At 58.8% G+C, this 22,320-nt stretch carries 21 protein-coding genes; 15 read left to right on the top strand and 6 right to left on the bottom strand.

All coding sequences use genetic code 11. The features are described from left to right. Positions 1-14 precede the first annotated feature (14 nt). Genes FHC48_RS00625 through FHC48_RS00615 form a run of 3 tightly spaced genes read right to left on the bottom strand, consistent with a single transcriptional unit; the run spans position 15 to position 3,004 of the window. Positions 15-1,547 (bottom strand): ABC transporter substrate-binding protein, encoded by a 1,533-nt coding sequence (locus FHC48_RS00625; protein ID WP_059364946.1) that lies wholly within the window; start codon positions 1,545-1,547, stop codon positions 15-17. Positions 1,548-1,561: 14 nt separating this feature from the next. Then, positions 1,562-2,137: a D-alanyl-D-alanine dipeptidase gene (gene ddpX, locus FHC48_RS00620; protein WP_025911023.1), complete on the bottom strand. Its 576-nt coding sequence runs from the start codon at positions 2,135-2,137 to the stop codon at positions 1,562-1,564. Between the two features lie 12 nt (positions 2,138-2,149). Further along, positions 2,150-3,004, bottom strand: a complete 855-nt coding sequence (locus FHC48_RS00615; RefSeq protein WP_023327526.1) for a MurR/RpiR family transcriptional regulator — start codon at positions 3,002-3,004, stop codon at positions 2,150-2,152. Positions 3,005-3,270: 266 nt separating this feature from the next. Here FHC48_RS00615 and FHC48_RS00610 point away from each other — a divergent pair, with 266 nt between their 5' ends. The 8 genes from FHC48_RS00610 to FHC48_RS00575 all read left to right on the top strand — a co-directional run bounded on the left by FHC48_RS00610 (position 3,271) and on the right by FHC48_RS00575 (position 14,256). Beyond that, positions 3,271-4,752 carry a carboxylesterase gene (locus tag FHC48_RS00610; protein ID WP_059364948.1) on the top strand — a complete coding sequence of 494 codons (1,482 nt, stop codon included), beginning with the start codon at positions 3,271-3,273 and terminating at the stop codon, positions 4,750-4,752. Between the two features lie 95 nt (positions 4,753-4,847). Beyond that, on the top strand, positions 4,848-6,059 hold the full coding sequence (locus FHC48_RS00605) for a diguanylate phosphodiesterase (RefSeq protein ID WP_059364951.1): 1,212 nt from the start codon (positions 4,848-4,850) through the stop codon (positions 6,057-6,059). An 88-nt stretch (positions 6,060-6,147) separates the two neighbouring features. Next, positions 6,148-7,038: an aminoimidazole riboside kinase gene (locus FHC48_RS00600; RefSeq protein WP_032651896.1), complete on the top strand. Its 891-nt coding sequence runs from the start codon at positions 6,148-6,150 to the stop codon at positions 7,036-7,038. A 172-nt stretch (positions 7,039-7,210) separates the two neighbouring features. Further along, positions 7,211-8,728: a carbohydrate porin gene (locus FHC48_RS00595; RefSeq protein WP_059364953.1), complete on the top strand. Its 1,518-nt coding sequence runs from the start codon at positions 7,211-7,213 to the stop codon at positions 8,726-8,728. A 66-nt stretch (positions 8,729-8,794) separates the two neighbouring features. Further along, a complete protein-coding gene (locus FHC48_RS00590) occupies positions 8,795-10,165 on the top strand; it encodes a sucrose-specific PTS transporter subunit IIBC (protein ID WP_023619263.1) in 1,371 nt (456 codons plus the stop codon). Next, complete coding sequence (locus FHC48_RS00585; protein ID WP_119312116.1) at positions 10,165-11,571, top strand: sucrose-6-phosphate hydrolase; 1,407 nt, start codon at positions 10,165-10,167, stop codon at positions 11,569-11,571. The genes FHC48_RS00590 and FHC48_RS00585 overlap by 1 nt, the downstream gene beginning before the upstream one ends. Before the next feature lie 28 nt (positions 11,572-11,599). Continuing rightward, on the top strand, positions 11,600-12,607 hold the full coding sequence (locus tag FHC48_RS00580) for a LacI family DNA-binding transcriptional regulator (RefSeq protein WP_059363062.1): 1,008 nt from the start codon (positions 11,600-11,602) through the stop codon (positions 12,605-12,607). A 98-nt stretch (positions 12,608-12,705) separates the two neighbouring features. Continuing rightward, positions 12,706-14,256 (top strand): methyl-accepting chemotaxis protein, encoded by a 1,551-nt coding sequence (locus tag FHC48_RS00575; RefSeq protein ID WP_220420484.1) that lies wholly within the window; start codon positions 12,706-12,708, stop codon positions 14,254-14,256. Positions 14,257-14,510: 254 nt separating this feature from the next. On the opposite strand, the gene FHC48_RS00570 is transcribed toward FHC48_RS00575, so the two are convergent. Next, positions 14,511-15,221, bottom strand: a complete 711-nt coding sequence (locus FHC48_RS00570) for a hypothetical protein (protein ID WP_059363066.1) — start codon at positions 15,219-15,221, stop codon at positions 14,511-14,513. A gap of 69 nt (positions 15,222-15,290) precedes the next feature. Here FHC48_RS00570 and FHC48_RS00565 point away from each other — a divergent pair, with 69 nt between their 5' ends. The 7 genes from FHC48_RS00565 to dsbG all read left to right on the top strand — a co-directional run bounded on the left by FHC48_RS00565 (position 15,291) and on the right by dsbG (position 20,621). After that, a complete protein-coding gene (locus FHC48_RS00565; protein ID WP_059363067.1) occupies positions 15,291-15,530 on the top strand; it encodes a hypothetical protein in 240 nt (79 codons plus the stop codon). A gap of 157 nt (positions 15,531-15,687) precedes the next feature. Further along, a complete protein-coding gene (locus FHC48_RS00560) occupies positions 15,688-16,107 on the top strand; it encodes a hypothetical protein (RefSeq protein ID WP_021240169.1) in 420 nt (139 codons plus the stop codon). Positions 16,108-16,112: 5 nt separating this feature from the next. Further along, positions 16,113-16,670 (top strand): RNA polymerase sigma factor, encoded by a 558-nt coding sequence (locus FHC48_RS00555; protein ID WP_084833560.1) that lies wholly within the window; start codon positions 16,113-16,115, stop codon positions 16,668-16,670. 87 nt (positions 16,671-16,757) lie between these two features. Beyond that, positions 16,758-17,129 (top strand): hypothetical protein, encoded by a 372-nt coding sequence (locus tag FHC48_RS00550; protein WP_059363073.1) that lies wholly within the window; start codon positions 16,758-16,760, stop codon positions 17,127-17,129. A 48-nt stretch (positions 17,130-17,177) separates the two neighbouring features. Continuing rightward, complete coding sequence (locus FHC48_RS00545; protein WP_220418724.1) at positions 17,178-19,202, top strand: protein-disulfide reductase DsbD; 2,025 nt, start codon at positions 17,178-17,180, stop codon at positions 19,200-19,202. Positions 19,203-19,209: 7 nt separating this feature from the next. Further along, positions 19,210-19,821 carry a DsbA family protein gene (locus FHC48_RS00540; RefSeq protein ID WP_023292370.1) on the top strand — a complete coding sequence of 204 codons (612 nt, stop codon included), beginning with the start codon at positions 19,210-19,212 and terminating at the stop codon, positions 19,819-19,821. 41 nt (positions 19,822-19,862) lie between these two features. Continuing rightward, positions 19,863-20,621, top strand: coding sequence for a thiol:disulfide interchange protein DsbG (gene dsbG, locus FHC48_RS00535; RefSeq protein WP_059363637.1), 759 nt, complete (start codon positions 19,863-19,865; stop codon positions 20,619-20,621). A gap of 38 nt (positions 20,622-20,659) precedes the next feature. On the opposite strand, the gene FHC48_RS00530 is transcribed toward dsbG, so the two are convergent. Both FHC48_RS00530 and FHC48_RS00525 read right to left on the bottom strand, forming a co-directional pair. Further along, the gene (locus tag FHC48_RS00530; protein ID WP_023344174.1) at positions 20,660-21,952 is read right to left on the bottom strand and encodes a glycoside hydrolase family 10 protein; all 1,293 of its coding nucleotides are present in this window, start codon (positions 21,950-21,952) and stop codon (positions 20,660-20,662) included. A 7-nt stretch (positions 21,953-21,959) separates the two neighbouring features. Further along, positions 21,960-22,247 (bottom strand): VF530 family DNA-binding protein, encoded by a 288-nt coding sequence (locus FHC48_RS00525; protein WP_023292372.1) that lies wholly within the window; start codon positions 22,245-22,247, stop codon positions 21,960-21,962. Positions 22,248-22,320 lie beyond the last annotated feature (73 nt).

The following is a 22,320-nucleotide window of genomic DNA, read 5'->3' as shown; positions in this document are numbered from 1 at the left end:
CCCCGGCGAAACGGTTACTTGCTCATGGTGGCGATGTTAAACACCTGCTCGAGCATCGGATTAAAGGTGAAGCCTTTGACCTCTTTGTTCATCGCCAGCTGGTAGTTCTTCTGGAACAGATAAACGTAGGCCGCCTCGTCGATGACCACCTTTTGCGCCTGCTGGTAATCTTTGGTGCGTTCCGCCTGGTCCGTGGTTTTCAGCGCGGCCTGCAGCAGGGAATCGACCTCTTTGTTCTCATAGAACGAACGGTTGCCCGGCAGACCTTTCTTGTCCGATTCGAACCAGTAGTTCATAAACATGTACGGGTCGGCAAAATCCGGGCTCCAGTTGCCGATGGCGATGTCGTAATCGCCTTTGCCGACGCGGTCTCGCATGGTGGCGTTGGCCAGTTTCTCCAGCTTGACGTTAATGCCGATCTTGCCGAGGCTGGCCTGAGTCGAAAGGGCGATAGGCTCCCAGTTTGGATCGTTGTCCGAGTAGAGGAAGGTCAGGCTGGCGGGCTTGTCTTTAACCTTCTCCAGGGCCGCTTTGGCTTTGGCCTCGTCGAGGCTGTACTGCATTGCCGTGGCGTCAAATCCCCACATGCCTTCCGGGATCGGGCCGCGCATCTGCTTGCCGTTGCCGCTCAGAATGCCTTTCACCATCCCCTCATAGTCCGTCGCCCAGGAGACCGCGCGGCGTAAATCCACCTGATTGAGCGGCGCTTTGCTGTTGTTGAGATAGAGATAGGTCACGCGCAGGGAGGGGTATTCCGCGACGGCGACTTTGCCTTCCTGCTTCAGGGCCGCCAGCTGATCGACCGGCAGGGAGTCGGCAATGTCCAGATCGCCGCGGGAAAGCTGCAGACGGCGCGACGCGCTCTCACCGATAATTTTCACCGAGACGCGCTTGAAGTGAGGCTTGTCGCCCGACCAGTGCGGGTTCGGCACCAGGATCAGCTGCTGGCCTTTCTGCCAGCTCTTCAGCATAAACGGCCCGGAACCGGCGGTGTTTTGCGCCAGAAAGCCGCGCGCGTCGTCCGCGGCATTGGCCTTCAGCACCGTCGGGTTAATGATGGAGGCGCCGTCGTTCGCCAGGGTGTAGAGGAAAGGCGCGAACGGCTGGCTGAGGGTGAATTTCACCGTGTGCTCATCAACGGCCTCCACTTTCAGATCTTTCGGGAAGGCCTCAGACGGCCCCTGGCCGAGCTTCAGCAGGCGCTCAAAGGAGAGTTTGACCGCCTCGGCGGTGACCGGCGTGCCGTCGGAGAATTTGGCGTTATCCGCCAGGGTAAAGGTCCACTCTTTCTGGTCGTCGGACGCCTTCCAGCCCGTCGACAGATCGCCCTCCACCTCGGTAGAGCCGGGCTTGTACTTGACCAGACGCTGGTAGGACGGATAGGTGACGGTCCAGTCGTTGTTATCGATGGTGATGGCAGGGTCGAGCGTTTGCGGGTCGGCGGCTTTACCGATCGCCAGCATGTCTTTCGGGACGGCGGCCAGCGCCAGCGGGGCGCTCAACGTCAGCGTGGCGGCAATCAGGGTCGTGAGAAGCGATGTTTTCATGGCAGTGCTCCATGTTAAAGAGGGGTGTGCGTCAGGGGAAAACAGGCAAAACGGTCATCAAGCAGCGGGTAGCTGGCGGCGTTCGGCAGTTCGAAGTGCCACCATTCGCTGCCGATCCCGACAAAACCGCCGCCGAACATGATGGCGTTCAACAGCAGACGGTTGCGCTGGGCGTGCGGCGGCACGGAAGGGTGATACGGATGCGAGCGGTCATGCATTTCGTCAAAACCGGCGCCCATATCCAGCACGGCGTTATGCTCGTCCATCAGGGTCACGTCGATGGCCGTGCCGCGGCTGTGGTTGGAGCCAATCGCCACGTCGACCACATATTCCGGGTTCGGGCAGGCCTCCCACAGCTGGGCCTGCGCCTGCTGCGGGCGATAGGCGTCGTAGACCACCAGCTTCAGCCCGGCCAGCGTGGCAATGCTGATGGCTTTTGCCAGCGCGGTAGCAGCATCGGTATGCAGCAGGCACAGCGCCTCCTGATAGATCGGGCGGCCTGTGATGTTGTCGGCGGTGGCGTACTTCAGATCGATATGCAGCGTGGGGAACGTCTTCGCCACATCAATCAGTTCACTCTCTACGGGCATAGCTCCGCTCCTTTAGCGTTCGAATTGACCAAACTCTTGTTGTAATTGTCGGTTTACCGCCAGGCGCGCCGGGAGCGCATCGCCCAGCGCTTCCACCACGCCCGACAGCAGCAGGTTGAACAGACAGCTCACGGGGGCAAGTGAATCCCAGAAATGACCGGTATCGGTTTTCACCTGCAGTAAATCCATCGGGTAATCCCGCGCCCACGGGCACCAGATGTCGGTGATTAAGGCCAGCGGAATGCCTTTCTCACTCGCGACGCGGCAGTACTGGCGGGCCATCGTGGAGTAGGTGCGCGTATCGGTCAGCACGACATAAGGGTGAGCAAACCCGGAGTTAAGGGATTCTACCCAGCTGCCGGAAGCGCCTTCGGCATAGCTCACCCGCGGGCGGAGGTATTCAAGGTGGCTGAAGAAGGCGTTGGCGATCCCGCGCGTGGACTGGATCCCCAGCACAAAGACCGCGTCCGCGTGGGCCAGATGGTGCACCACCTGACGAAAAGCGTCCGTTTGCGCCAGCTGATACACCTGCGTGATGGCGTCCACTTCCAGCGACAGGGCGTGCTGAAGGCGGTTGGGCAGGGGGCGCTGCTGCTGCCAGGAGTCGAGGCGCTCGTTCATGCCCCAGGGCTGATACGGATCGCGCAGGCTCTTTTTGGCATCTTCCAGGTTGCGATATCCCAGCTTGCGCAGGAAGCGTCCGACGGTGATCCCGCTGGTCCCGCTTGCTAGCCCGACGCTCTCCGCCGTTTCAAACGGGATTTGCGCGGCGTGCGCCAGCAGCCAGCTTCCGACCCGCTTTTCGCTGGGCGTGAGCTGGCTGAAGGTCGCCTCGATACGGCTTAACATCTCGGGTTTCGTCGTCATACCGCCTCGCTGTTAACAGGCTGTCAAAAGCTGAATATGTGTTACCGGGTTAACAGTGCATGACGCGTGCCATGTTCACAGAAGGGCGAAAACCCGCTGCGCAGTAAACTTCATGCAATATTTGGTTAACCAATGATCAACATTTGTGCAGCGTAGTTCACTTTTGGTGCACTGGCTGACCTGGCAGGGATGAATTTGGTGAATACGTCAGCCCGTTCACATTTTTGATAAGATAGAAATACAGTGAACATAAAAGGGATCCCGGCATGGCGAATTGGCCCTGGCGAGTCAGCGTGCGCCTGGTGGCGCTTGCAAAGAAAACAGGGATGGTCGTGGGGATCGTCCTGGTCGTCCTGCTGGCGGTGCGGGTCTATCTCTCGCAGCAGGGGCCGGAACTGCACCCGTGGCACACCTGGCGGGGAGATGAGATGTCCGTTCGCGAGCTGGATAACGCCGATTTTGCCGGGTACCTCGCCCGTGAAAAGGCGATTTTCACCGATCTGGATAACGCGGTGACGGCGAAAACAGCGGGCGAGGATCAAACTCCGTTAAACCGCTACTACCGCCAGAGCCTGGTGTGGCCCGGCCAGTTTGCCCCCGATGCCAACCGCTCCTTTGTGCTGATGCCAGCCGGGAAGCCGCGCGGCGCGGTGGTGCTGCTGCACGGCCTGACCGACTCGCCTTACAGCGTCAGGCACCTTGCCGTGAACTATCAGCAGCGCGGCTTTGTGGCCGTGGTCCCGCGTCTTCCCGGACACGGCACCGCGCCCGGCGCGCTGACGGACGTGGACTGGGAAATGTGGCTGGCAGCGACGCGGCTTGCCGTGCGGGAAGCCACGCGTCTGACGGGGAATAACGTGCCGCTGCATCTGGTGGGCTACTCCAACGGCGGGGCGCTGGCGATGAAGTATGCCCTCGATGCGCTGGAAGACCCTGCGCTGCGTAAGCCTCAGCAGATGATCCTGCTCTCACCGATGATCGGCGTGACGTCCTTTGCGCGGTTCGCCGGATTCGCCGGGCTACCGGCGCTGTTGCCGCCGTTTGCCAAAGCGGCCTGGCTGAATATCTCCCCGGAATATAATCCGTATAAATACAACTCGTTCCCGGTGAACGCCGCCCGCCAGTCGTGGCTGCTGACAAAGGCCCTGCAGGAGCAGATTGGCCGTGAGGCGCGGGAAAACAGGCTGGCGAATTTGCCGCCGGTGCTGGCGTTCCAGTCGGTGATGGACTCCACGGTCAGTACCCGCGCGGTGGTCAGCGGCCTGTTTGACCAGCTTCCGGCAAACGGCAACGAGCTGGTAGTGTTTGATATCAACCAGGCGGCGAGCTTCCGTCCACTCTTTAAACCGTCGTCCTGGACGGCCACCACGGCGCTGCTGCCGGTCGCGCAGCGGCGTTACGGTGTCACGATTATCACCAATGCCGGCGAGCACAGTTTCTCGACGGTGGCGAAAATCACGCCGGCAGGCAGCACGCAGGAGACGGTCGTGCCGCTTGCCCAGTCCTGGCCGCAGGATGTTTATTCCCTGTCGCACGTTGCGGTGCCGTTCCCGCCGGATGACGATCTCTATGGTCGTGAACCACGCGTGAAAAACCGATATGGCATCAGCCTGGGGACAATTGCGCTGTGGGGAGAGACGTCCGTGTTGAGCGTCGGGAAAGAGGCGCTTATGCGGGTCACCTCGAACCCGTTCTACGACTATTTGCAGGAGAGGATTAACAGCCGGATCGGGGACCAGAAAAAGTAATGTTCCCTTGTGGCGTGAATATGTTAGGTCGCATTGATTAAGTATGTTACATAGTAGCTTCAAGGCACCTCTCTTTATCACTGGAACCCCTTTTTGTGCTGACGACGCTGATCTACCGAAGCCACTTGAATTTATCCCGCCCGTCCACCGAACTGCGGGAGCTGGTGGAGCGCGCCAGGGGCCGCAACGTAAAACTGGACATTACCGGCGTCCTCCTTGCTAAAGGCAACGACGTTCTGCAGATCCTCGAAGGGTCGGAAGAGAGTGTGGTCAAACTGTTCCATAAAATCCGCGAGGACAAGCGGCACAGCGGGGTGGTAGAACTGCTGCGGGACTATGGTCCGCGCAGACGCTTCGAAAACGTCGGCATGCTGCTGTTCGACCTGCAAACGCAGTCGCCGAAAGAGGTGCTGCAGTCGGTGCTGCGCTATAGCAAGCTGGACAGCTATCTGACCTCCGACGATCGGGTGTTCAAATTTATTCAGACCTTTATAACCGGTAAACGTCCGGCCCCGTCGGGGGCACGCTACACCGCGGACAAATGGACGCTCTCGACCGAAACGCTACCCTTTGGCGAACATCTGGGCCTGATTGCCGGGCAAACCTGTCAGTTTGCGCTGCAGCCTATTGTCGAGCCCTCGGAAGGGAAAATCAGCTCCCTTGAGGCGCTTATCCGCGGCAACGACGGCGGCAGCCCGGAGCATTTCTTCAGCACCGTCGACCCGGACAACGTCTACGAAGTCGATCTCCAGACAAAAGCCTATGCCTTTGCGCTGGCGGAAAAGCTGGGCATTGGTAGCCATAAAATCGCGGTCAACCTGCTGCCCATGTCGCTGGTGAATGTCCCAGGCGCGGTGGAATTTCTGGTCGATCAGATTAAAAAACATGGCCTTCAGCCGGAGCAGGTGGTCATTGAAGTCACTGAAAACGAGATGATCTCCGGGCTCAACCAGTTTAACAGCGCCATCAAGCAGCTTCGCGGCGAGGGGATTGGCCTGGCGATCGATGATTTTGGCTCGGGCTATGCCGGACTTTCGCTGCTGACCCGGTTCCAGCCGGATAAAATTAAAATCGACCGGGAAATTGTCAGCAATATCCACCTGAGCGGCCCGAAGCAGGCGATTGTGCGCTCCATCATCAGCTGCTGCTCCGATCTTGAAATCACCCTGGTGGCGGAAGGTATCGAGAAAATTGAGGAGTGGTGCTGGCTCGAATCGGCCGGAATCCGCCGCTTTCAGGGATTCCTCTTTGCCCGGCCGCAGCTTAATGGCGTCGGCGATATCCACTGGCCGCATCTGGTGCGGTAAGCCAATTTTCCCTCCCGTTATTTCCCCTTTGCCCGGCCTGTGCTTAAATAGCTAAAACGGTTTAACATGGTTTAGCTACGAGGATCACATGAAGAAAATCTGGGTACTTGGCGATGCGGTAGTGGATTTGCTGCCCGATGGAGAAGGTCGATTACTGCAGTGTCCCGGCGGCGCGCCGGCGAACGTCGCGGTCGGTATTGCCAGGCTGGGCGGCCAGAGCGCCTTTATCGGCAGGGTTGGCGACGATCCTTTCGGGCGCTTTATGGCGAAAACGCTCGCTGACGAGCGGGTTGACGTGACGTGGATGCGCCTTGACCCGGCGCACCGCACCTCAACGGTGGTGGTCGATCTCGACGACCACGGCGAGCGCTCGTTTACCTTCATGGTGCGCCCGAGCGCCGATCTGTTTCTCGAACCCGCCGACCTGCCGTCGTTCAGCGCCGGGGAGTGGCTGCACGTCTGCTCCATCGCCTTAAGCGCCGAGCCGAGCCGGACTGCGACGTTTCAGGCGATGGCCGCCATTCGTGAGGCGGGCGGTTACGTCAGCTTCGACCCCAATATTCGCCCGGACCTCTGGCCGGATGAGAACGCACTGCATGGCTGCCTGGAGCAGGCCCTGCAAAGCGCCGACGTGGTGAAACTTTCGGTAGAAGAGCTGGCCTTTTTCACCGGCAGCGCGGAGGTCAACGTTGGTCTGGAGGTGCTGATGCAGCGCTGCCCGGCGCGTCTGGTGCTGGTTACCCAGGGAAAAGCGGGCGTAACCGCGTGGCATGAAGGTAGCGTAAAACACTACCCGGCAACGCCTGTGCAGTGCGTCGATACGACCGGTGCGGGCGATGCCTTTGTGGCGGGGCTGCTCTACGGGCTGGCCGCCGGACAGGACCTGACGCCGGTTATCGCGCTCGCCCAGCGCTGCGGCGCGCTGGCCACCACCGCCAAAGGGGCGATGACCGCGTTGCCCTGGCAGCACGACCTGTAATTTCTCCTCTCCTGGCCGCCATCCGGCGGCCTGAATTGTCGCCTCGATCACACTTACTAAATCGGTTTAGCAAAAAAGATTGCCGATCCAAAATTCACAGGTTTAGTATCAGCAACCTAAACCGGTTTAGCAATTTAGCACGTTTAATGACTTCTTTTAGGGATGCGACAAAATGTATAAAAAACGCAGACTTGCCGTGATGATAGGCATGCTGGCCGGAAGTACCTCTGTTTTTGCCCAGACGGATATGTCCAGTATTGAAGCGCGTCTTGCCGCGATGGAGCAGCGCCTTCAGGACGCGGAAACGCGCGCGCAGGTGGCCGAGAAGCGCGCTGCGGCAGCAGAACAAAAAACGCAGCAGCTGGTCGCCGCCCAGCAGCAGACGCAAACCACAACCCAGGCGGTGGCGCAGCGTACCGCCGCGCTGGAGAAAAAAGCGGATCAGAGCAGCGGGTTTGAGTTCCACGGCTATGCCCGCTCTGGCCTGCTGATGAACGATGCCGCCTCCAGCAGCAAAAGCGGCCCTTACCTGACCCCAGCTGGTGAAACCGGCGGTGCGGTGGGGCGTCTGGGTAACGAAGCCGACACCTACGTCGAGCTGAACCTGGAGCACAAGCAAACCCTGGATAACGGGGCGACCACGCGCTTCAAGGCGATGCTGGCCGACGGTCAGAGAACCTATAACGACTGGTCAGCCGATACCAGCGACCTCAATATTCGTCAGGCCTTCGCGGAGCTGGGCAACCTGCCTGATTTTACCGGCGCGCTGAAGGGCAGCACCTTCTGGGCGGGTAAACGCTTCGACCGCGACAACTTTGACATCCACTGGCTGGATTCCGACGTGGTGTTCCTGGCCGGTACCGGCGGCGGCGTTTACGACGTGAAGTGGAACGATTCGCTTCGCAGCAACTTCTCCATTTACGGCCGCAACTTCGGCAGCGTGGAGCAGACCGACAACAACGTTCAGAACTATATCCTCAGCATGAACCACTTCGCCGGCCCGTTCCAGCTGATGGTGAGCGGCCTGCGGGCGAAGGATAACGACGACCGTAAAGACACTAACGGCGATCTGATTAAAACGGATGCCGCCAATCACGGCGTTCATGCCCTGGTAGGCTTGCATAATGAGAGCTTCTACGGCCTGCGTGAAGGGACCGCCAAAACGGCGCTGCTTTATGGTCACGGGCTGGGTGCGGAGGTGAAAAGCATCGGCTCCGACGGCGCGCTGCTGTCTGAGGCGGATACCTGGCGCTTCGCAAGTTACGGTGTCACGCCGATCGGCGGTGGCTGGAGCGTTGCGCCCGCCGTTCTGGCACAGAGCAGTAAAGATCGCTACGTCAAGGGCGATAGCTATGAGTGGGTAACGCTCAACACCCGCCTGCTCAAAGAGGTCACCCAGAATTTCGCGCTGGCGTTTGAGGGAAGCTACCAGTACATGGATTTAAACCCGGAGGGCTATAAGGACCGCAACGCCGTGAACGGCAGTTTCTACAAGCTGACCTTTGCGCCGACGTTAAAAGCGAGCAAAATCGGCGATTTCTTCAGCCGTCCTGAACTGCGCCTGTTTGCCACCTGGATGGACTGGAGCAGCAAACTGGATAATTACGCCAGCGATGATGCCTTTGGCAGCAGCGGCTTCAACGCCGGCGGGGAATGGAACTTTGGGGTCCAGATGGAAACCTGGTTTTAACCCATCACGCTCCCGCCAGGCGGGAGCGTTTCGCACATCATAAAAAGAAGTCAGGCAGAGGTATTTATGGATTTTAATCAAATCGCCCGCGAGCTTATTCCGCTGCTCGGTGGCAAGGAAAACATCGCCAGCGCGGCGCACTGCGCAACGCGTCTTCGTCTGGTGCTGGTTGATGACGCGCTGGCGGATCAGCAGGCGATCGGCAAGGTCGACGGCGTAAAAGGTTGCTTCCGTAACGCCGGGCAGATGCAGGTGATTTTTGGCACGGGCGTGGTCAACAAGGTGTACGCCGCATTTATTCAGGCGGCGGGGATTAGCGAATCCAGCAAATCGGAAGCCGCGGATCTGGCGGCGCGCAAGCTGAACCCGTTCCAGCGCATTGCCCGCTTACTCTCCAACATCTTTGTGCCGATCATACCCGCGATTGTGGCGTCCGGTCTGCTGATGGGCCTGCTCGGCATGGTGAAAACCTACGGCTGGGTCAATGCGGATAACGCCATCTACATCATGCTGGACATGTGCAGCTCGGCGGCGTTTATCATTCTGCCTATTCTGATTGGCTTTACCGCCGCGCGCGAATTTGGCGGTAACCCGTACCTCGGCGCGACGCTGGGCGGCATTCTGACCCACCCGGCGCTGACCAACGCCTGGGGCGTGGCGTCGGGCTTCCACACCATGAACTTCTTCGGCCTTGAGATTGCGATGATTGGCTATCAGGGCACGGTATTCCCGGTGCTGCTGGCCGTCTGGTTCATGAGCATCGTCGAGAAAAACCTGCGCCGCGCGATCCCGGATGCGTTAGACCTGATCCTGACGCCGTTCCTCACCGTGGTTATCTCCGGCTTTATCGCCTTGCTGATTATCGGCCCGGCGGGGCGCGCTCTGGGGGACGGTATCTCCTTTATTCTGAGCACGCTGATCGCCCACGCGGGCTGGCTCGCCGGGCTGCTGTTCGGGGGACTTTATTCGGTGATTGTGATCACCGGTATTCACCACAGCTTCCACGCGATTGAAGCCGGGCTGCTGGGCAACCCGTCGATTGGCGTTAACTTCCTGCTGCCGATCTGGGCCATGGCGAACGTGGCGCAGGGTGGCGCCTGTCTGGCGGTGTGGTTCAAAACCAAAGATGCCAAAATCAAAGCCATTACCCTGCCGTCGGCGTTCTCTGCAATGCTGGGCATCACCGAAGCGGCCATTTTTGGTATCAACCTGCGCTTCGTTAAGCCGTTTATCGCCGCGCTAATCGGCGGTGCGGTGGGCGGGGCCTGGGTGGTCTCCGTGCACGTGTACATGACCGCCGTCGGGCTGACCGCCATTCCGGGTATGGCCATCGTGCAGGCCAGCTCGCTGCTGAACTATATTATCGGCATGGTGATTGCCTTCGGCGTGGCGTTTACCGTCTCACTGCTGCTGAAATATAAAACGGATTCTGAATAATGACGTTACCTTCCCGCTGGCCTGCGATCCTGCAGGCCGTTATGACAGGTCAGCCGCGGGCGCTGGCGGACAGCCACTATCCGCAATGGCACGCCGCGCCGGTGACGGGGCTGATGAACGACCCGAACGGGTTTATCTGGTTCGCTGGCCGCTATCACCTGTTCTATCAGTGGAACCCGCTGGACTGCGAGCACCGCTTTAAGTGCTGGGGGCACTGGAGTTCGGCGGACCTGGTGCACTGGCAGCATGAGCCGCTGGCGCTGATGCCCGACGAGGCGTATGACCGCAACGGCTGCTACTCCGGTAGCGCCGTCGATAACCAGGGCGTACTGACCCTGTGCTACACCGGCAACGTCAAGTTCGATGACGGCAGCCGCACCGCCTGGCAGTGCCTGGCCGTGGAGCAGCCGGACGGGACCTTCAGGAAGCTGGGGCCGGTGCTGGCGCTGCCGGAAGGCTACACCGGCCACGTGCGCGACCCGAAGGTGTGGCGGCACGACGGGGACTGGTACATGGTGCTCGGCGCGCAGGATGTGCAAAAGCGCGGCAAGGTGCTGCTCTTTAAATCAGCCGATTTGCACGCCTGGACATCCTGCGGGGAGATCGCCGGTCACGGGGTTAACGGCCTGTCGGACGCGGGCTATATGTGGGAGTGTCCGGACCTGTTTGCCCTCGACGGGACGCACGTCCTGATCTGCTGCCCGCAGGGGCTGGCGCGCGAGCCGCATCGCTACCTTAACACCTATCCGGCTACCTGGATGAGCGGGGCGTTTGACTATACAAGTGCCGCATTCGATCACGGCGAGCTGCACGAGCTGGACGCTGGCTTTGAATTCTACGCCCCGCAAACCACGCTGGCGGAAGATGGACGCCGCATCCTGATCGGCTGGATGGGCGTACCGGACGGGGAAGAGATGCTTCAGCCCACGCGGGCGCACGGCTGGATGCACCAGATGACCTGCCCGCGAGAATTGCGCTTCCGCGACGGCAGGCTCTGGCAAACCCCGGCGCGCGAGCTGGCGGCGCTGCGTGAAGATGAGCAGCACTGGCAGGGGTGCGCCAGCGACGCGCCCGAACTGGACGCGACGCGCCTGGAGTTTGAACTGGGCACCGCGCACGTGAGCGTCGATTTTGGCGGCGCGCTGCGCCTCACGCTCGATGAGCAGGGCGTGCGCCTGGAGCGCGCGAGCCTGAAAACCGGTGAAACATTGGCCCGCTACTGGCAGGGCGACGTCCGTTATTTGCGCGTCCTGTGCGACCGCTCCAGCGTCGAAATCTTCATTAACCACGGCGAAGGGGTGATGAGCAGCCGCTATTTTCCTGACCATCCGGCTCGGGTGCGATTCGAAGGTGCGTCCGATATCACATTACGCTACTGGTCGCTGCGCGCCTGCATGATAGAATGAGGGTTTTGGCAGCCGGATCTAAGTCGTTGTGAGAAAAACAAAACGCGTCACCATTAAAGACATCGCGGAGCTGGCGGGGGTGTCAAAAGCCACCGCCAGCCTGGTCCTGAACGGTCGCAGCAAAGAGCTTCGCGTGGCGGAAGAGACGCGCGAGCGCGTGCTGGCAATTGCAAAAGAGCACCACTATCAGCCCAGCATTCACGCGCGGTCGCTGCGCGATAACCGCAGCCACACCATTGGTCTGGTGGTCCCGGAGATCACCAACTACGGTTTTGCCGTCTTTTCTCACGAGCTGGAAACGCTGTGCCGCGAGGCAGGCGTGCAGCTGCTGATCTCCTGCAGCGATGAAAATCCGGGGCAGGAGACGGTGGTGGTGAACAACATGGTGGCGCGTCAGGTGGACGGGCTGATTGTGGCCTCCAGCATGCTCAACGACGCGGACTACCATAAGCTGAGCGAGCAGCTGCCGGTGGTTCTGTTTGACCGTCACATCAACGACAGCGCGCTGCCGCTGGTGATCACCGATTCCATCACCCCGACGACCGAACTGGTGGCGGACATTGCGCGCCAGCATCCGGATGAATTCTACTTCCTCGGCGGCCAGCCGCGCCTTTCTCCGACGCGCGACCGCCTGGAAGGGTTTAAGCAAGGGCTGCGTGAGGCCGGCGTGGCGCTGCGCCCCGAGTGGATCATTCACGGCAATTATCACCCGAGCTCCGGTTACGAGATGTTTGCTGAACTCTGCGCCCGCCTGGGGCGTCCGCCGAAAGCGCTCTTCGCCGCCGCCTGCGGGCTGCTGGAAGGGGTGCTGCGCTATATGGGCCAGCATAACCTGCTGCAAAGCGATATCAGGTTAGCCAGTTTTGACGATCACTATCTCTACGATTCGCTGACGATCCCGGTGGATACCATCCGCCAGGATAACCGACAGCTGGCGTGGCACTGCTTTGATTTGATTAGCAAACTGATCGAGGGAGAGGCTCCTGAACCGTTGCAACGCAAGCTGGCGGCCACCCTGCAGCGGCGCTATAAGTGAGCAATATAGCCCGGACCGATACATCAATAACTTTAATTAATTTAAGTTTTGGAATGGCCGATAACCATAAGGAATAATTCTCCTTGAGGTATTGGTTTATGTCGTTGAAAAAGTCGTCCCTGATAGTCCTGTTCTCGCTGCTTTTCTTCTTTGTTGTCAGCACCGTCACCAGCGTTGGCATCATCATTAAAAGTAATAATTCCCTGGATAACGTCAACAAAGAGATCCAGGTTGTGCTGTCCATTATTGACCCCATCAACCACAGCCGTACGCTGCGCGTGCGGGTGATGGAGTATGTGAAGATGGTGGAAGCGGGCAACGCGGCGGACGGCGCTGCAAAGCTGACCGCCGTGAAAGAGGCGCTGACCAAAGCGGACCACGCCTTTGCGGCCTTTATGGCGTCGCCGCGCCTGAGCGATGAAGCGCCGCTGGTCACTGCCTATCAGGATGCCTGGCAAAACTACCGCAACCAGGGGCTGGCGCCGCTGATCGACGCCGCCGAGGCGCACGATGTCGTCAAATTTAACGCGCTCATCCCGGAAGTCTCCCGCCTCGACCGCCAGTACGAGATCGTTCTCGACCAGGTGCTTTCCGTCCACCAGAAATACGCCAAAAGCCTGAACGAAGATGCGAGCAGTAGCTTCGTCTCCGGCCTGGCGATCGTTGCCGCTATCGCCAGCCTGTTTGTGGTGGTGATTATCGCCGTTAGCCTGCTGATGAAGCGCTTTGTCTTTGCGCCGATCAACCTGGCGCGCGAGCACTGCAGCCAGATTGCGGCAGGCAAGCTGGACATTCCGGTGCCGGTGAAGGGGGGGACAGGCAACGAAATCGACCATCTGATGGGCTCGATGGAGCAGATGCGTCAGGCGCTGCTGGCGACCATCGCCCAGGTGCGCGATGCGAGCCATACCGTGACGCACGCGGCCCAGGAGATTGCCTCCGGGAATATCGACCTCGCTTCACGCACCGAGCAGCAGGCTTCCGCATTAACCCAGACGGCGGCCAGCATGGAAGAGCTGAGCGCGACGGTGGCGAACAATACCGATAATGTGTATCAGGCCGGGAAGCTGGTGCAGGACGCGGTGAAAAATGCCCACACCGGTGAAGCGGTAACCCGTGAAGTCATCGACACGATGAATACCATCGCGGCGAACTCGAAGCGCATTGAAGACATCACCAGCGTGATTAACAGCATTGCCTTCCAGACCAACATCCTGGCGCTGAACGCGGCGGTTGAAGCGGCGCGTGCGGGCACGCAGGGCCGCGGCTTTGCGGTGGTGGCCAGCGAAGTGCGCACTCTGGCGCAGAAAAGCGCGGTGGCGGCGAAAGACATCGAAAGCCTGATCGCGCAGTCCGTTTCCAGCGTGAAAAACGGTGCGGAGCTGGTCAGCAGCTCGGGCGAAGTGATTGATTCGATCATTTCGTCGGTGAACAAAGTGAATACGCTGATGGAGCAGATCTCCGTCGCCTCTGAAGAGCAGAGCCGCGGGATCGGCCAGGTCGGGCAGGCGGTGACCGAGATGGACGGCGTCACCCAGCAGAACGCCGCGCTGGTGCAGCAGTCCGCGGCGGCAGCGGCCTCGCTGGAAGAGCAGGCGCAGCAGCTTTCACGGAGTATTTCGAGTTTTAGTTTGTCGGTGCAGGCTTGATGGTATTAAGGAGGCTCCTGAGGGAGCCTTTTATATTACTGTCATACATAAAGTCTTGCCTGCTTACTCTTTGAATTTGTTTCAGTACCACTTATTGTATTTCACATATATAACAGAAATAACAATCACCCAAACGACGCTGAGTAAAGCAGCATGCCCCGGTATAAACCGTACAAACAGATATATTCCAATTACAATAAGCAACGCAGGAACCAGATAAAAAAACGACTTCAAAAGCCATAAAATTGCTTGTTTCATTTCCGCAGTATCTCGTACAAGGCGTCGCCTATCACTTGCTCGTTATTATCCCCAGAGTTTACCTGATAAATGATTTCAGACATTTGTGGTTCGATTAAGAAGTATAACATCTCGATATTTTCTTTATAAAGTGCCTGGTAGTACTGCGGATCCTGAAATTTGAGTCGATTAGCCGCAGATGCTGCTACCTGAGCCTTTGAGTAAAGCGTTGCACCATTAACGAACCAAGTCGAGAATGAGTTCACAAGCCTGATATGATTTTGCTTAAAATCTTTGCTGTTGATGATCAGGTTCGCAAGAGTAAAGGAGAGGGCTAGCTTGCTGGCTTTAGCCGATGCATGGTCAGCAGCTTTACCCAACAAGTTATGGATATTAGTAATCAGGTCTGTGCTCTTTTGTTCGCCAAGTCTAATAAGAGTTTTCCTAAAATAGATTTCAACCATGTCTAAAGTGACATCTTTTCGGTTGTAAATTTCACCTAAGGCAAGGACTAAGCGTTTGTCTTCACGCCAGGTATCACGGCATGCGTTACGATAATACTCGTCTGGCATCAAACATGCCCCGTAGCTAACCAGGCGCTGCGTTCCCTGTTTCACCTTTTCCAGAGTTGCCATATGATCTTCATGCATGTCTCTAAGCGAGTTTGTTAGTGCAATAGCTAACTTTTTATTCGACTGCATTTTCAGTTGCAAATAGTTTTGTGCCATTTTATATAACCTTGCAGTATCATTACCTTATTATCATTGATCATGTTTGATAGAGGGGCAACATCGAAAATGGGAAAGCGCAAGAGTGCTCTGGTTTATGTCCTGACCGTCATTATTTTTTTGCTTATTATCCCTGAGATCATTCTGCGTGTATGCACGTCCGAGCAACTTGGCCGTCTCAGCGACTTCACCAGTTTAGGTGGCTTGTTAAATCCACTATTATCCTTGCTCATCTTCCTGGCACTGTTGTCAATCATACTGGCCGTCATTGCTATTGCATTGGTTAAGCGACTTCTTGGTACGCGATGATTTTCCTGCAAGCGACTCATAGCATCCGTCAGCCGTTACCGCTATGAGTCCAAATTCTGCAGCACAAAAAATTTTATTCTCCCCAGCAATATTTCCCTTCCTCATCCGTCTACCTCATCACACGCCATAATCAATTACTGTAAACGAGGTAAACACCATGAGAGATTTTGAACTGCACGGCAGAGGTCACGGGCGCGGATTCGGTCGCCACCGTATGGGTAAGGGCTTAATCATCGGCGCGGTAATTTTCATCGTGCTCGGCCTGCTGGTGATGTCCCTGTGGAACGCCTTGCTCCCGGCTATCCTCGGCGTGAAGGCCATCGGGTTTTGGCAAGCGCTGGGCATTCTGGTGCTGAGCCGCATTCTGTTCGGTGGGCTGGGGTTCCGCCCGGGGATGTTTGGCGCGCACCGCCGGATGCACGAGCGCTGGATGAACATGACGCCCGAGCAGCGTGAGGCGTTTATTCAGCAGCGCCGCGAAGGGTTCGGTCGCCACGGACGCGGCCACTGCGGCTGGCACGGTCATCGTGACGATAAGCGCGATGACGCTACGCCAAAAGCGCCGGACGCGGAGTGAGCGAGATGAAAGCCGGGGAGGCGGGCGGATCCATGCTGATGTCGGCGCTAAACGCCTGTCGCGCCCGGCTGAAAGCCTTCATTCGCGGACGGACGTCCGTGCGCGATGATGCCGACGACATTTTGCAGGAAGTGACGTATCAGCTGATGAAAGTGGAGCAGCCGGTCGAAAACGTTGCCGCCTGGCTGTTCCGCGCGGCGCGTAACGAGATGACCGACCGGGCGCGCAAAAAGCGTGAGGTGTCGCTCTCCGGCTATTTTACGGGCGAAGACGAGGGTTTTCCGGAAGACGAGCTGGCCGAAACCCTGTTCGGCGTACCGCACACGCCGGAGGAGGAGTACCTCAAGACGCTGCTGTGGGAAGAGCTGGGCCAGGCGCTGTCAGAACTCCCGCCGCCGCAGCGGGAGGCGTTTGAAAAGACCGAGCTCCACGGCTACAGCATTAAAATGCTGGCAGAGGAGACCGGCGCCAGCGAACAGGCGCTGTTATCCCGCAAGCACAAGGCGGTGCTGTTTCTGCGCACGCAGCTGCGGGACGTCTATGACGCGCTGACGGGCGAATAGCGGCGGCAGACAAAACCTTACACTTCCGGCACTTGTAGATTCATCACTATCGTTTATGATCGGGGCGTCTTGTCACTCTGGAATGTTATGCGCAACCGTCAGCTCCTCGGAAAATGGCTTTTGATTATCACCTGTCTCGCGATGGCGCTTTGCCTCGTGCAGCGTGCGGTGATGCTCAACCATTTTTTACAGGGACTGGATCCGCAGATTTCGCTGAGTACAGATGCCCCGGCTCAAACCAGCAACACTGAACAACCCGGCCCGTCGCCGTGTCAGCTCGGCGCGCACTCGCTGCTTTGCGCCCAGCCGCTGTTCTTCGACGGTGCGTTACCGGCCATTATTATCTTCTTCGCGCTGCTGCAGCTGTTGACGCAAGGGCGGGCACTGGCTCCCGCGGAACAGCCCGTTCAGGCACCACCTCCCCGAATACACCTTAAAAACTGCGTTTTCCGTGAATGAAAAACATCGTCACCACACGATAATTTTTCACTGTTCACGGAGTACAACATGGTTAACCTCTTCAGGGGATTCGTCTTCCTGTGGCTGTCCTGCATCGGCATTGTCCATGCGGCGGACACCGGCTGGCTGGTCTCCCCACAAAACGATCACGCCCGCATCCGCTTTCAGGCGGAGAGGGAGCAAACGCACATTAAGGGTCTGCTCACCGTTGAGCTAAAGCCCGGCTGGAAAACCTACTGGCGATCGCCGGGCGAGGGCGGCGTGGCGCCGAAAATCACCTGGCCGGACGGCGTAACGGACAGCTGGTCCTGGCCGGTACCGTCGCGTTTCGATATCTCCGGCATGACGACGCAGGGCTATCACGATAAGGTCACTATCCCGATCGTTCTCGACGGGGTGAAGAGCGACGCGCTCAATGGAACGCTCACGCTCTCCACGTGCAGCAACGTCTGCCTGCTGACGGACTACCCGCTGCATCTCGATTTTACCCAGCCGGTGGATGAGGGCTCCCGCAGCGCCTTCGAGCAAGCGATGCGCGCCGTGCCCGGCACGTCGGGCGTGTCTTCCAATCTGTCCGCCTGGCTTTCCGACGGCAATCTGGTGATTACCGGCACCACGGACGGGAAATGGGATAATCCGGGGATCTACTTTGACCCGCTGGAGGGTGACATTCTGCCCGGCGAGCCGGTCATTAAACATGACGGCACTGCGCTTCGGGTGACGGTGCCCGTGACCGACGAATGGGGCGATAAACCCGCCTCGCTGGCAGGCAAGTGGCTGTCGTTTGTGCTGACCAACGGCGATCGGGCGCAGCAAACCACCATGACCGTTGGGACAACGCCCGAAGAGACCTCCGCACCGGACGGGACGGGAAAAATGGTGCTCTTTGCGCTATTAGGCGGGCTGATCCTCAACCTGATGCCCTGCGTGCTGCCGGTAATGGGCATGAAGCTTAACAGCATCCTGCAGGCGGGCTCGGACAGGCGTGCCATCCGGCTGCGCTTTCTGGCCACCAGCGCCGGAATCCTCACCTCCTTCATGCTGCTGGCCGGGATGGTCACCGCGCTGAAGCTGGCCGGAGCGTCGCTGGGGTGGGGCATTCAGTTCCAGAACCCGTGGTTTATCGGCCTGATGGTTGCCGTGACCTTCCTGTTTGCGCTGAACCTGTTTGGGGCGTTTGAGATGCTGCTCCCTTCTGCCGCCGCAGGACGGCTGGCGACGGCAGGGGGATCGGGGATTGGCGGCAGCTTCTGCGAAGGGATGTTCGCCACGCTGCTGGCAACGCCGTGCTCCGCGCCGTTCCTCGGTACGGCGGTCGCCTTTGCCCTTGGCGCGCCGCTGCACGCCCTGTGGCTGATCTTCCTGATGCTCGGCGTGGGCATGAGCCTGCCGTGGCTGTTCGTTGCCCTGGTGCCGAAAGCGGCCATGCTGCTGCCGAAACCCGGCCGCTGGATGAACACGCTCAGGGTCATCCTTGGCCTGATGATGCTGGCCTCCAGCCTCTGGCTGGCGACGCTGTTGAGCGTGCATCTGGGCGAGGCGGTCAGCCAGATCGTGATGCTGGGGCTGACTGCCGTCGCGCTGGTGCTGTTTGCGCTAAAGGGGCAAAAATCTTCGCCGCTTTTCTGGGTGGTGGTCATCGCGCTGTCGGCGTTCGGCGGGTATCAGGTGCGCGGTCTGCTTAACGCGCCGCCTGACGCTCCGGCACAAAACGTTGCGCAGACTATCCCGTGGCAGCCGCTCAGCGAAGAGGCTATCGAGAACGCGCTGGCGCAGGGGAAACGGGTGTTTGTGGATATCTCCGCGGACTGGTGCGTGACGTGCAAAGTTAACGAGCACCGCGTACTGAGTCAGCCGGACGTGATTGCCGCGCTGCGCCAGCCGGACGTGGTGGCCCTGCGCGGGGACTGGAGCCAGCCGTCCGCGTTTATCGCGGATTTTCTGGCGAAGCGAAACCGCTACGCCATTCCGTTTAACGCGGTGTATGGCCCCGGCCTGCCTGATGGCGAGATCCTCTCGCCGCTGCTGGACAAGCGCACCCTGGTCACCACCCTGAACAACGCAAAAGGCTAACTGTGTCATGAAAAAATTCCTTATTACGCTTCTGCTCCTGCTGGCCCCGCTTCAGGTATTTGCCGCGCAGCCGCTGACGCCGGACCAGGAGCAGCGCGCGCAGAAGACAATCGCTGATTTCCTGTTTAACGATCCGAACTCCCCGCGCATCGGCGCGAAAAACCCAAAGCTCACCCTGGTGGTGTTTACCGACTACAACTGCCCGTACTGTAAAAAATTCGATCCGTACCTGGAGAAGATTGTCGAAAAACATCCGGATGTGGCGGTGGTCTTTAAGTTTTTACCTTTCCGCTCGGAAAGTTCGCTGACCGCCGCGCGCGACGCGCTAACCGTCTGGCGTGCGCATCCTGAGCAGTTTATGAAGCTGAACCACACCCTGATGGCGAAAAAGGGGTACCACGATGACGCCAGCATTCAGGAGGCGCAAAAGCGGGCGGGCGTGAGCGTGACGACGCCGGACGAGGAGAGTTTTCTGACGATCAGGCGCAGCCTCATTGTGGCGGAAAAAATGGGGATCCAGGGCACGCCTGCCACGCTTATCGGCGAGGGGCTGCTTCCCGGCTGGGTGCCGTTCGAACAATTCGACGAAATGGTCAGTGAAGCACTGAAAAACCGCTAACCTGAAGGGGGCGTAATGCCCCCGATAAACCGGAGAGGGAAATGAAAAAATTACTGTTACTTTCGGCGCTGGCGACGTCAGGGCTGGTACAGGCGGCTGAAGCCATACCGGAAGTGGTGAAGCAGTTCAGCGAGCAGCAGCAGATCAACATCATCAAGAAGCTGGATGCGCCGGGCGGGGCGCCAGCCTGGCTGGGGCAGTATCAGGATATGGGCGTGACGCTCTTTTTAACCCCGGACGGCAAACACGTCATTTCGGGCTATCTGTACGATGACAAAGGAAAAAACCTCAGCGAAGGCTATTTCCAGAACGAGATCTACGCCCCGATGGGACGCGAGATGTGGAAAAACCTCAACGCGGCGCATCCCCTGAAGGAAGGGGCGGATAGCGCCCCGCGCAAGGTCTTTGTCTTTGCCGATCCGTTCTGTCCGTACTGCAAGCAGTTCTGGTCCGAGGCGCAGCCGTGGGTGAAGGCCGGTAAGGTGCAGCTCAATACGCTGCTGGTGGCGTTCCTCAACCCCAACAGCGGACGCAACGCCGCCGCCATTCTGAATGCGAAAGATCCGGTTTCGGCCTGGCGCGAATACGAGCTTACCGGCGGCAAAAAACTGCCCAAGCCTGAAGGCGAGGCTTCCCGCGAAACGGTTGCGATCCTACAGAAACATCAGGCGCTGATGGACAGCCTCGGCGCTAACGCCACGCCTGCAATTTACTATCTGAATGCGGAAAACGAGCTGCAGCAGGTGGTGGGGATGCCGGATGCGCAGCAGCTCGAGGCGATGTTCGGGCCGAAGCCGTAAAAAACAGGCAGAAACGGGCGTTTCTGCCTGATCGTTACTTAGCTACCCCAGCGTCCACGGAGATAGTTTACCGCCTGCTGGGTCTGCGGCTGGTTCAGGTAATCTTCCCGGAACAGGATGGTGCCGTTGACGTTGGGCAGCGAATCGTTGAGATCGAGCTGCTTTTTCAACTCCGGCACGCCGCCCTGAACCGTCCAGTCCGGCTCTTTTTTCGACGGCTCGCCAACCTTGTAGAACGCAATGCCGATATACAGGCGAGTGTGGGTCGGCTTCACCACGTCGGCCCACCATCTGGTCAGCACGTCGTAGCGCGCGGCATCCCGGGAGAAGGGCCAGTAAATCTGCGGCGCGATGTAGTCCAGCAGGCCCTGCTGCACCCACTGACGCGTATCGGCGTAGGATTCATCATAGGCCGCGGCGCCGCGGGTGTCGGAGCCTGCCGGGTCAAAGGAGCGGTTGCGCCACACGCCCGCCGGGCTGACGCCAAACTCCACGTTGGGTTTTGTCTGCTTGATCGCGCGGGAGACCTGGACAATCAGCTGCTGCGTATTGTGTCTTCGCCAGTCGGCTTTTGAGGCAAACCCCTGGCCGTACTGCCGCCAGCTCTGCGCGTCATTGAGCGCGGATCCCGGCGATTCGGCATAGAAGTAATCATCAAACTGCACGCCGTCTACCGGGTAGTTCGCCACCACTTCGGTGACCACTTTGGTTATCCAGTCGCGCACCTCCGGAATGCCCGGGTCGAGCACAAAGCGGTCACCCGAGATGCGGACCCATTCCGGGTGCTGGACATAAACGCTGGACGGCGTCTGGTATGACGTCCGGTTCAGGGCGGCGATGGTGGACGGTTTGGTATTGGTCGATACGCGATAGGGGTTAAACCAGGCATGGACCTTCATGCCGCGCTTGTGCGCTTCATCAAGCATAAACTGCAGCGGATCGTACCCCGGATACTCACCGATGTTGCCGGTCAGCATATCTGACCACGGTAAAATTTTGGATGACCAGAGCGCCGTGCTGTCCGGCTTCACCTGAAAAAATACCGTGTTGATGCCGAGCTGCTTAAGGTTGTCGAGCTTTGCGATCAGCGCCTGCTTTTGCATCGCGATGCGCTGGTCCGCGCTGCGGCCATTCACCGAGGCCACCGGCGGCCAGTCGAGACGCGAGACGGTCGCCAGCCAGATCCCGCGCATCGGGGCGTTTGCCTGCGGCGTCGGTTTACTGACGGTGGGAAGAGGGGTAACCAGTGATTTGGGTGGTTTTGAGGAGCAGCTTACAAGTAAAAGCGCGCAGGCAGCCAGCGCACCAATCCGTTTTACGTGTCGCGTCATTTGCGTATTAGCTCTTGATAATCCTGCTGTTGGCCCAGGGATTAAAGGCGGGCGCCGCCTGCTCTGTATTTCCCTCATCGCTGAGAGAGTCCAGATACAGGGCTTCAACCTCCGCGCGCGCCCACGGGGTGCGGCGCAGAAATTTCAGGCTCGATTTAACGCTGGGGTCTTTTCTGAAACAGTTAATTTTGATGCGGTCACCCAACTCGCTCCAGCCATATTTCGCCACCAGGGCGTTGACCATCATCTCCAGCGTTACGCCATGCAAAGGATCTTTGGAAATATGTGCAGTCATAGGCGTCCGGATGTCTCGATTTTTAGGGGATTGGGGTAAACGCTGAAAGGGTACAAGAAAGCAGGGGAAGCGG

This window comes from Enterobacter sp. EC_50, from assembly GCF_019584525.1.
Classification (GTDB): domain Bacteria; phylum Pseudomonadota; class Gammaproteobacteria; order Enterobacterales; family Enterobacteriaceae; genus Enterobacter; species Enterobacter roggenkampii.
The sequence above is the reverse complement of the archived record's forward strand: the minus strand, read 5'-3'. Positions and strand labels throughout refer to the sequence as shown.

Coding starts and splice junctions, on each gene's coding strand:
- ddpX (WP_025911023.1), bottom strand. CDS start 2,137: ATGCCCGTAGAGAGTGAACTGATTGATGTGGCGAAGACGTTCCCCACG.
- FHC48_RS00570 (WP_059363066.1), bottom strand. CDS start 15,221: ATGGCACAAAACTATTTGCAACTGAAAATGCAGTCGAATAAAAAGTTA.
- FHC48_RS00600 (WP_032651896.1), top strand. CDS start 6,148: ATGAAGAAAATCTGGGTACTTGGCGATGCGGTAGTGGATTTGCTGCCC.
- FHC48_RS00540 (WP_023292370.1), top strand. CDS start 19,210: ATGAAAAAATTCCTTATTACGCTTCTGCTCCTGCTGGCCCCGCTTCAG.
- FHC48_RS00615 (WP_023327526.1), bottom strand. CDS start 3,004: ATGACGACGAAACCCGAGATGTTAAGCCGTATCGAGGCGACCTTCAGC.
- FHC48_RS00565 (WP_059363067.1), top strand. CDS start 15,291: ATGGGAAAGCGCAAGAGTGCTCTGGTTTATGTCCTGACCGTCATTATT.
- FHC48_RS00560 (WP_021240169.1), top strand. CDS start 15,688: ATGAGAGATTTTGAACTGCACGGCAGAGGTCACGGGCGCGGATTCGGT.
- FHC48_RS00555 (WP_084833560.1), top strand. CDS start 16,113: ATGAAAGCCGGGGAGGCGGGCGGATCCATGCTGATGTCGGCGCTAAAC.
- FHC48_RS00610 (WP_059364948.1), top strand. CDS start 3,271: ATGGCGAATTGGCCCTGGCGAGTCAGCGTGCGCCTGGTGGCGCTTGCA.
- FHC48_RS00545 (WP_220418724.1), top strand. CDS start 17,178: ATGGTTAACCTCTTCAGGGGATTCGTCTTCCTGTGGCTGTCCTGCATC.
- dsbG (WP_059363637.1), top strand. CDS start 19,863: ATGAAAAAATTACTGTTACTTTCGGCGCTGGCGACGTCAGGGCTGGTA.
- FHC48_RS00590 (WP_023619263.1), top strand. CDS start 8,795: ATGGATTTTAATCAAATCGCCCGCGAGCTTATTCCGCTGCTCGGTGGC.
- FHC48_RS00550 (WP_059363073.1), top strand. CDS start 16,758: ATGCGCAACCGTCAGCTCCTCGGAAAATGGCTTTTGATTATCACCTGT.
- FHC48_RS00585 (WP_119312116.1), top strand. CDS start 10,165: ATGACGTTACCTTCCCGCTGGCCTGCGATCCTGCAGGCCGTTATGACA.
- FHC48_RS00575 (WP_220420484.1), top strand. CDS start 12,706: ATGTCGTTGAAAAAGTCGTCCCTGATAGTCCTGTTCTCGCTGCTTTTC.
- FHC48_RS00525 (WP_023292372.1), bottom strand. CDS start 22,247: ATGACTGCACATATTTCCAAAGATCCTTTGCATGGCGTAACGCTGGAG.
- FHC48_RS00530 (WP_023344174.1), bottom strand. CDS start 21,952: ATGACGCGACACGTAAAACGGATTGGTGCGCTGGCTGCCTGCGCGCTT.
- FHC48_RS00595 (WP_059364953.1), top strand. CDS start 7,211: ATGTATAAAAAACGCAGACTTGCCGTGATGATAGGCATGCTGGCCGGA.
- FHC48_RS00625 (WP_059364946.1), bottom strand. CDS start 1,547: ATGAAAACATCGCTTCTCACGACCCTGATTGCCGCCACGCTGACGTTG.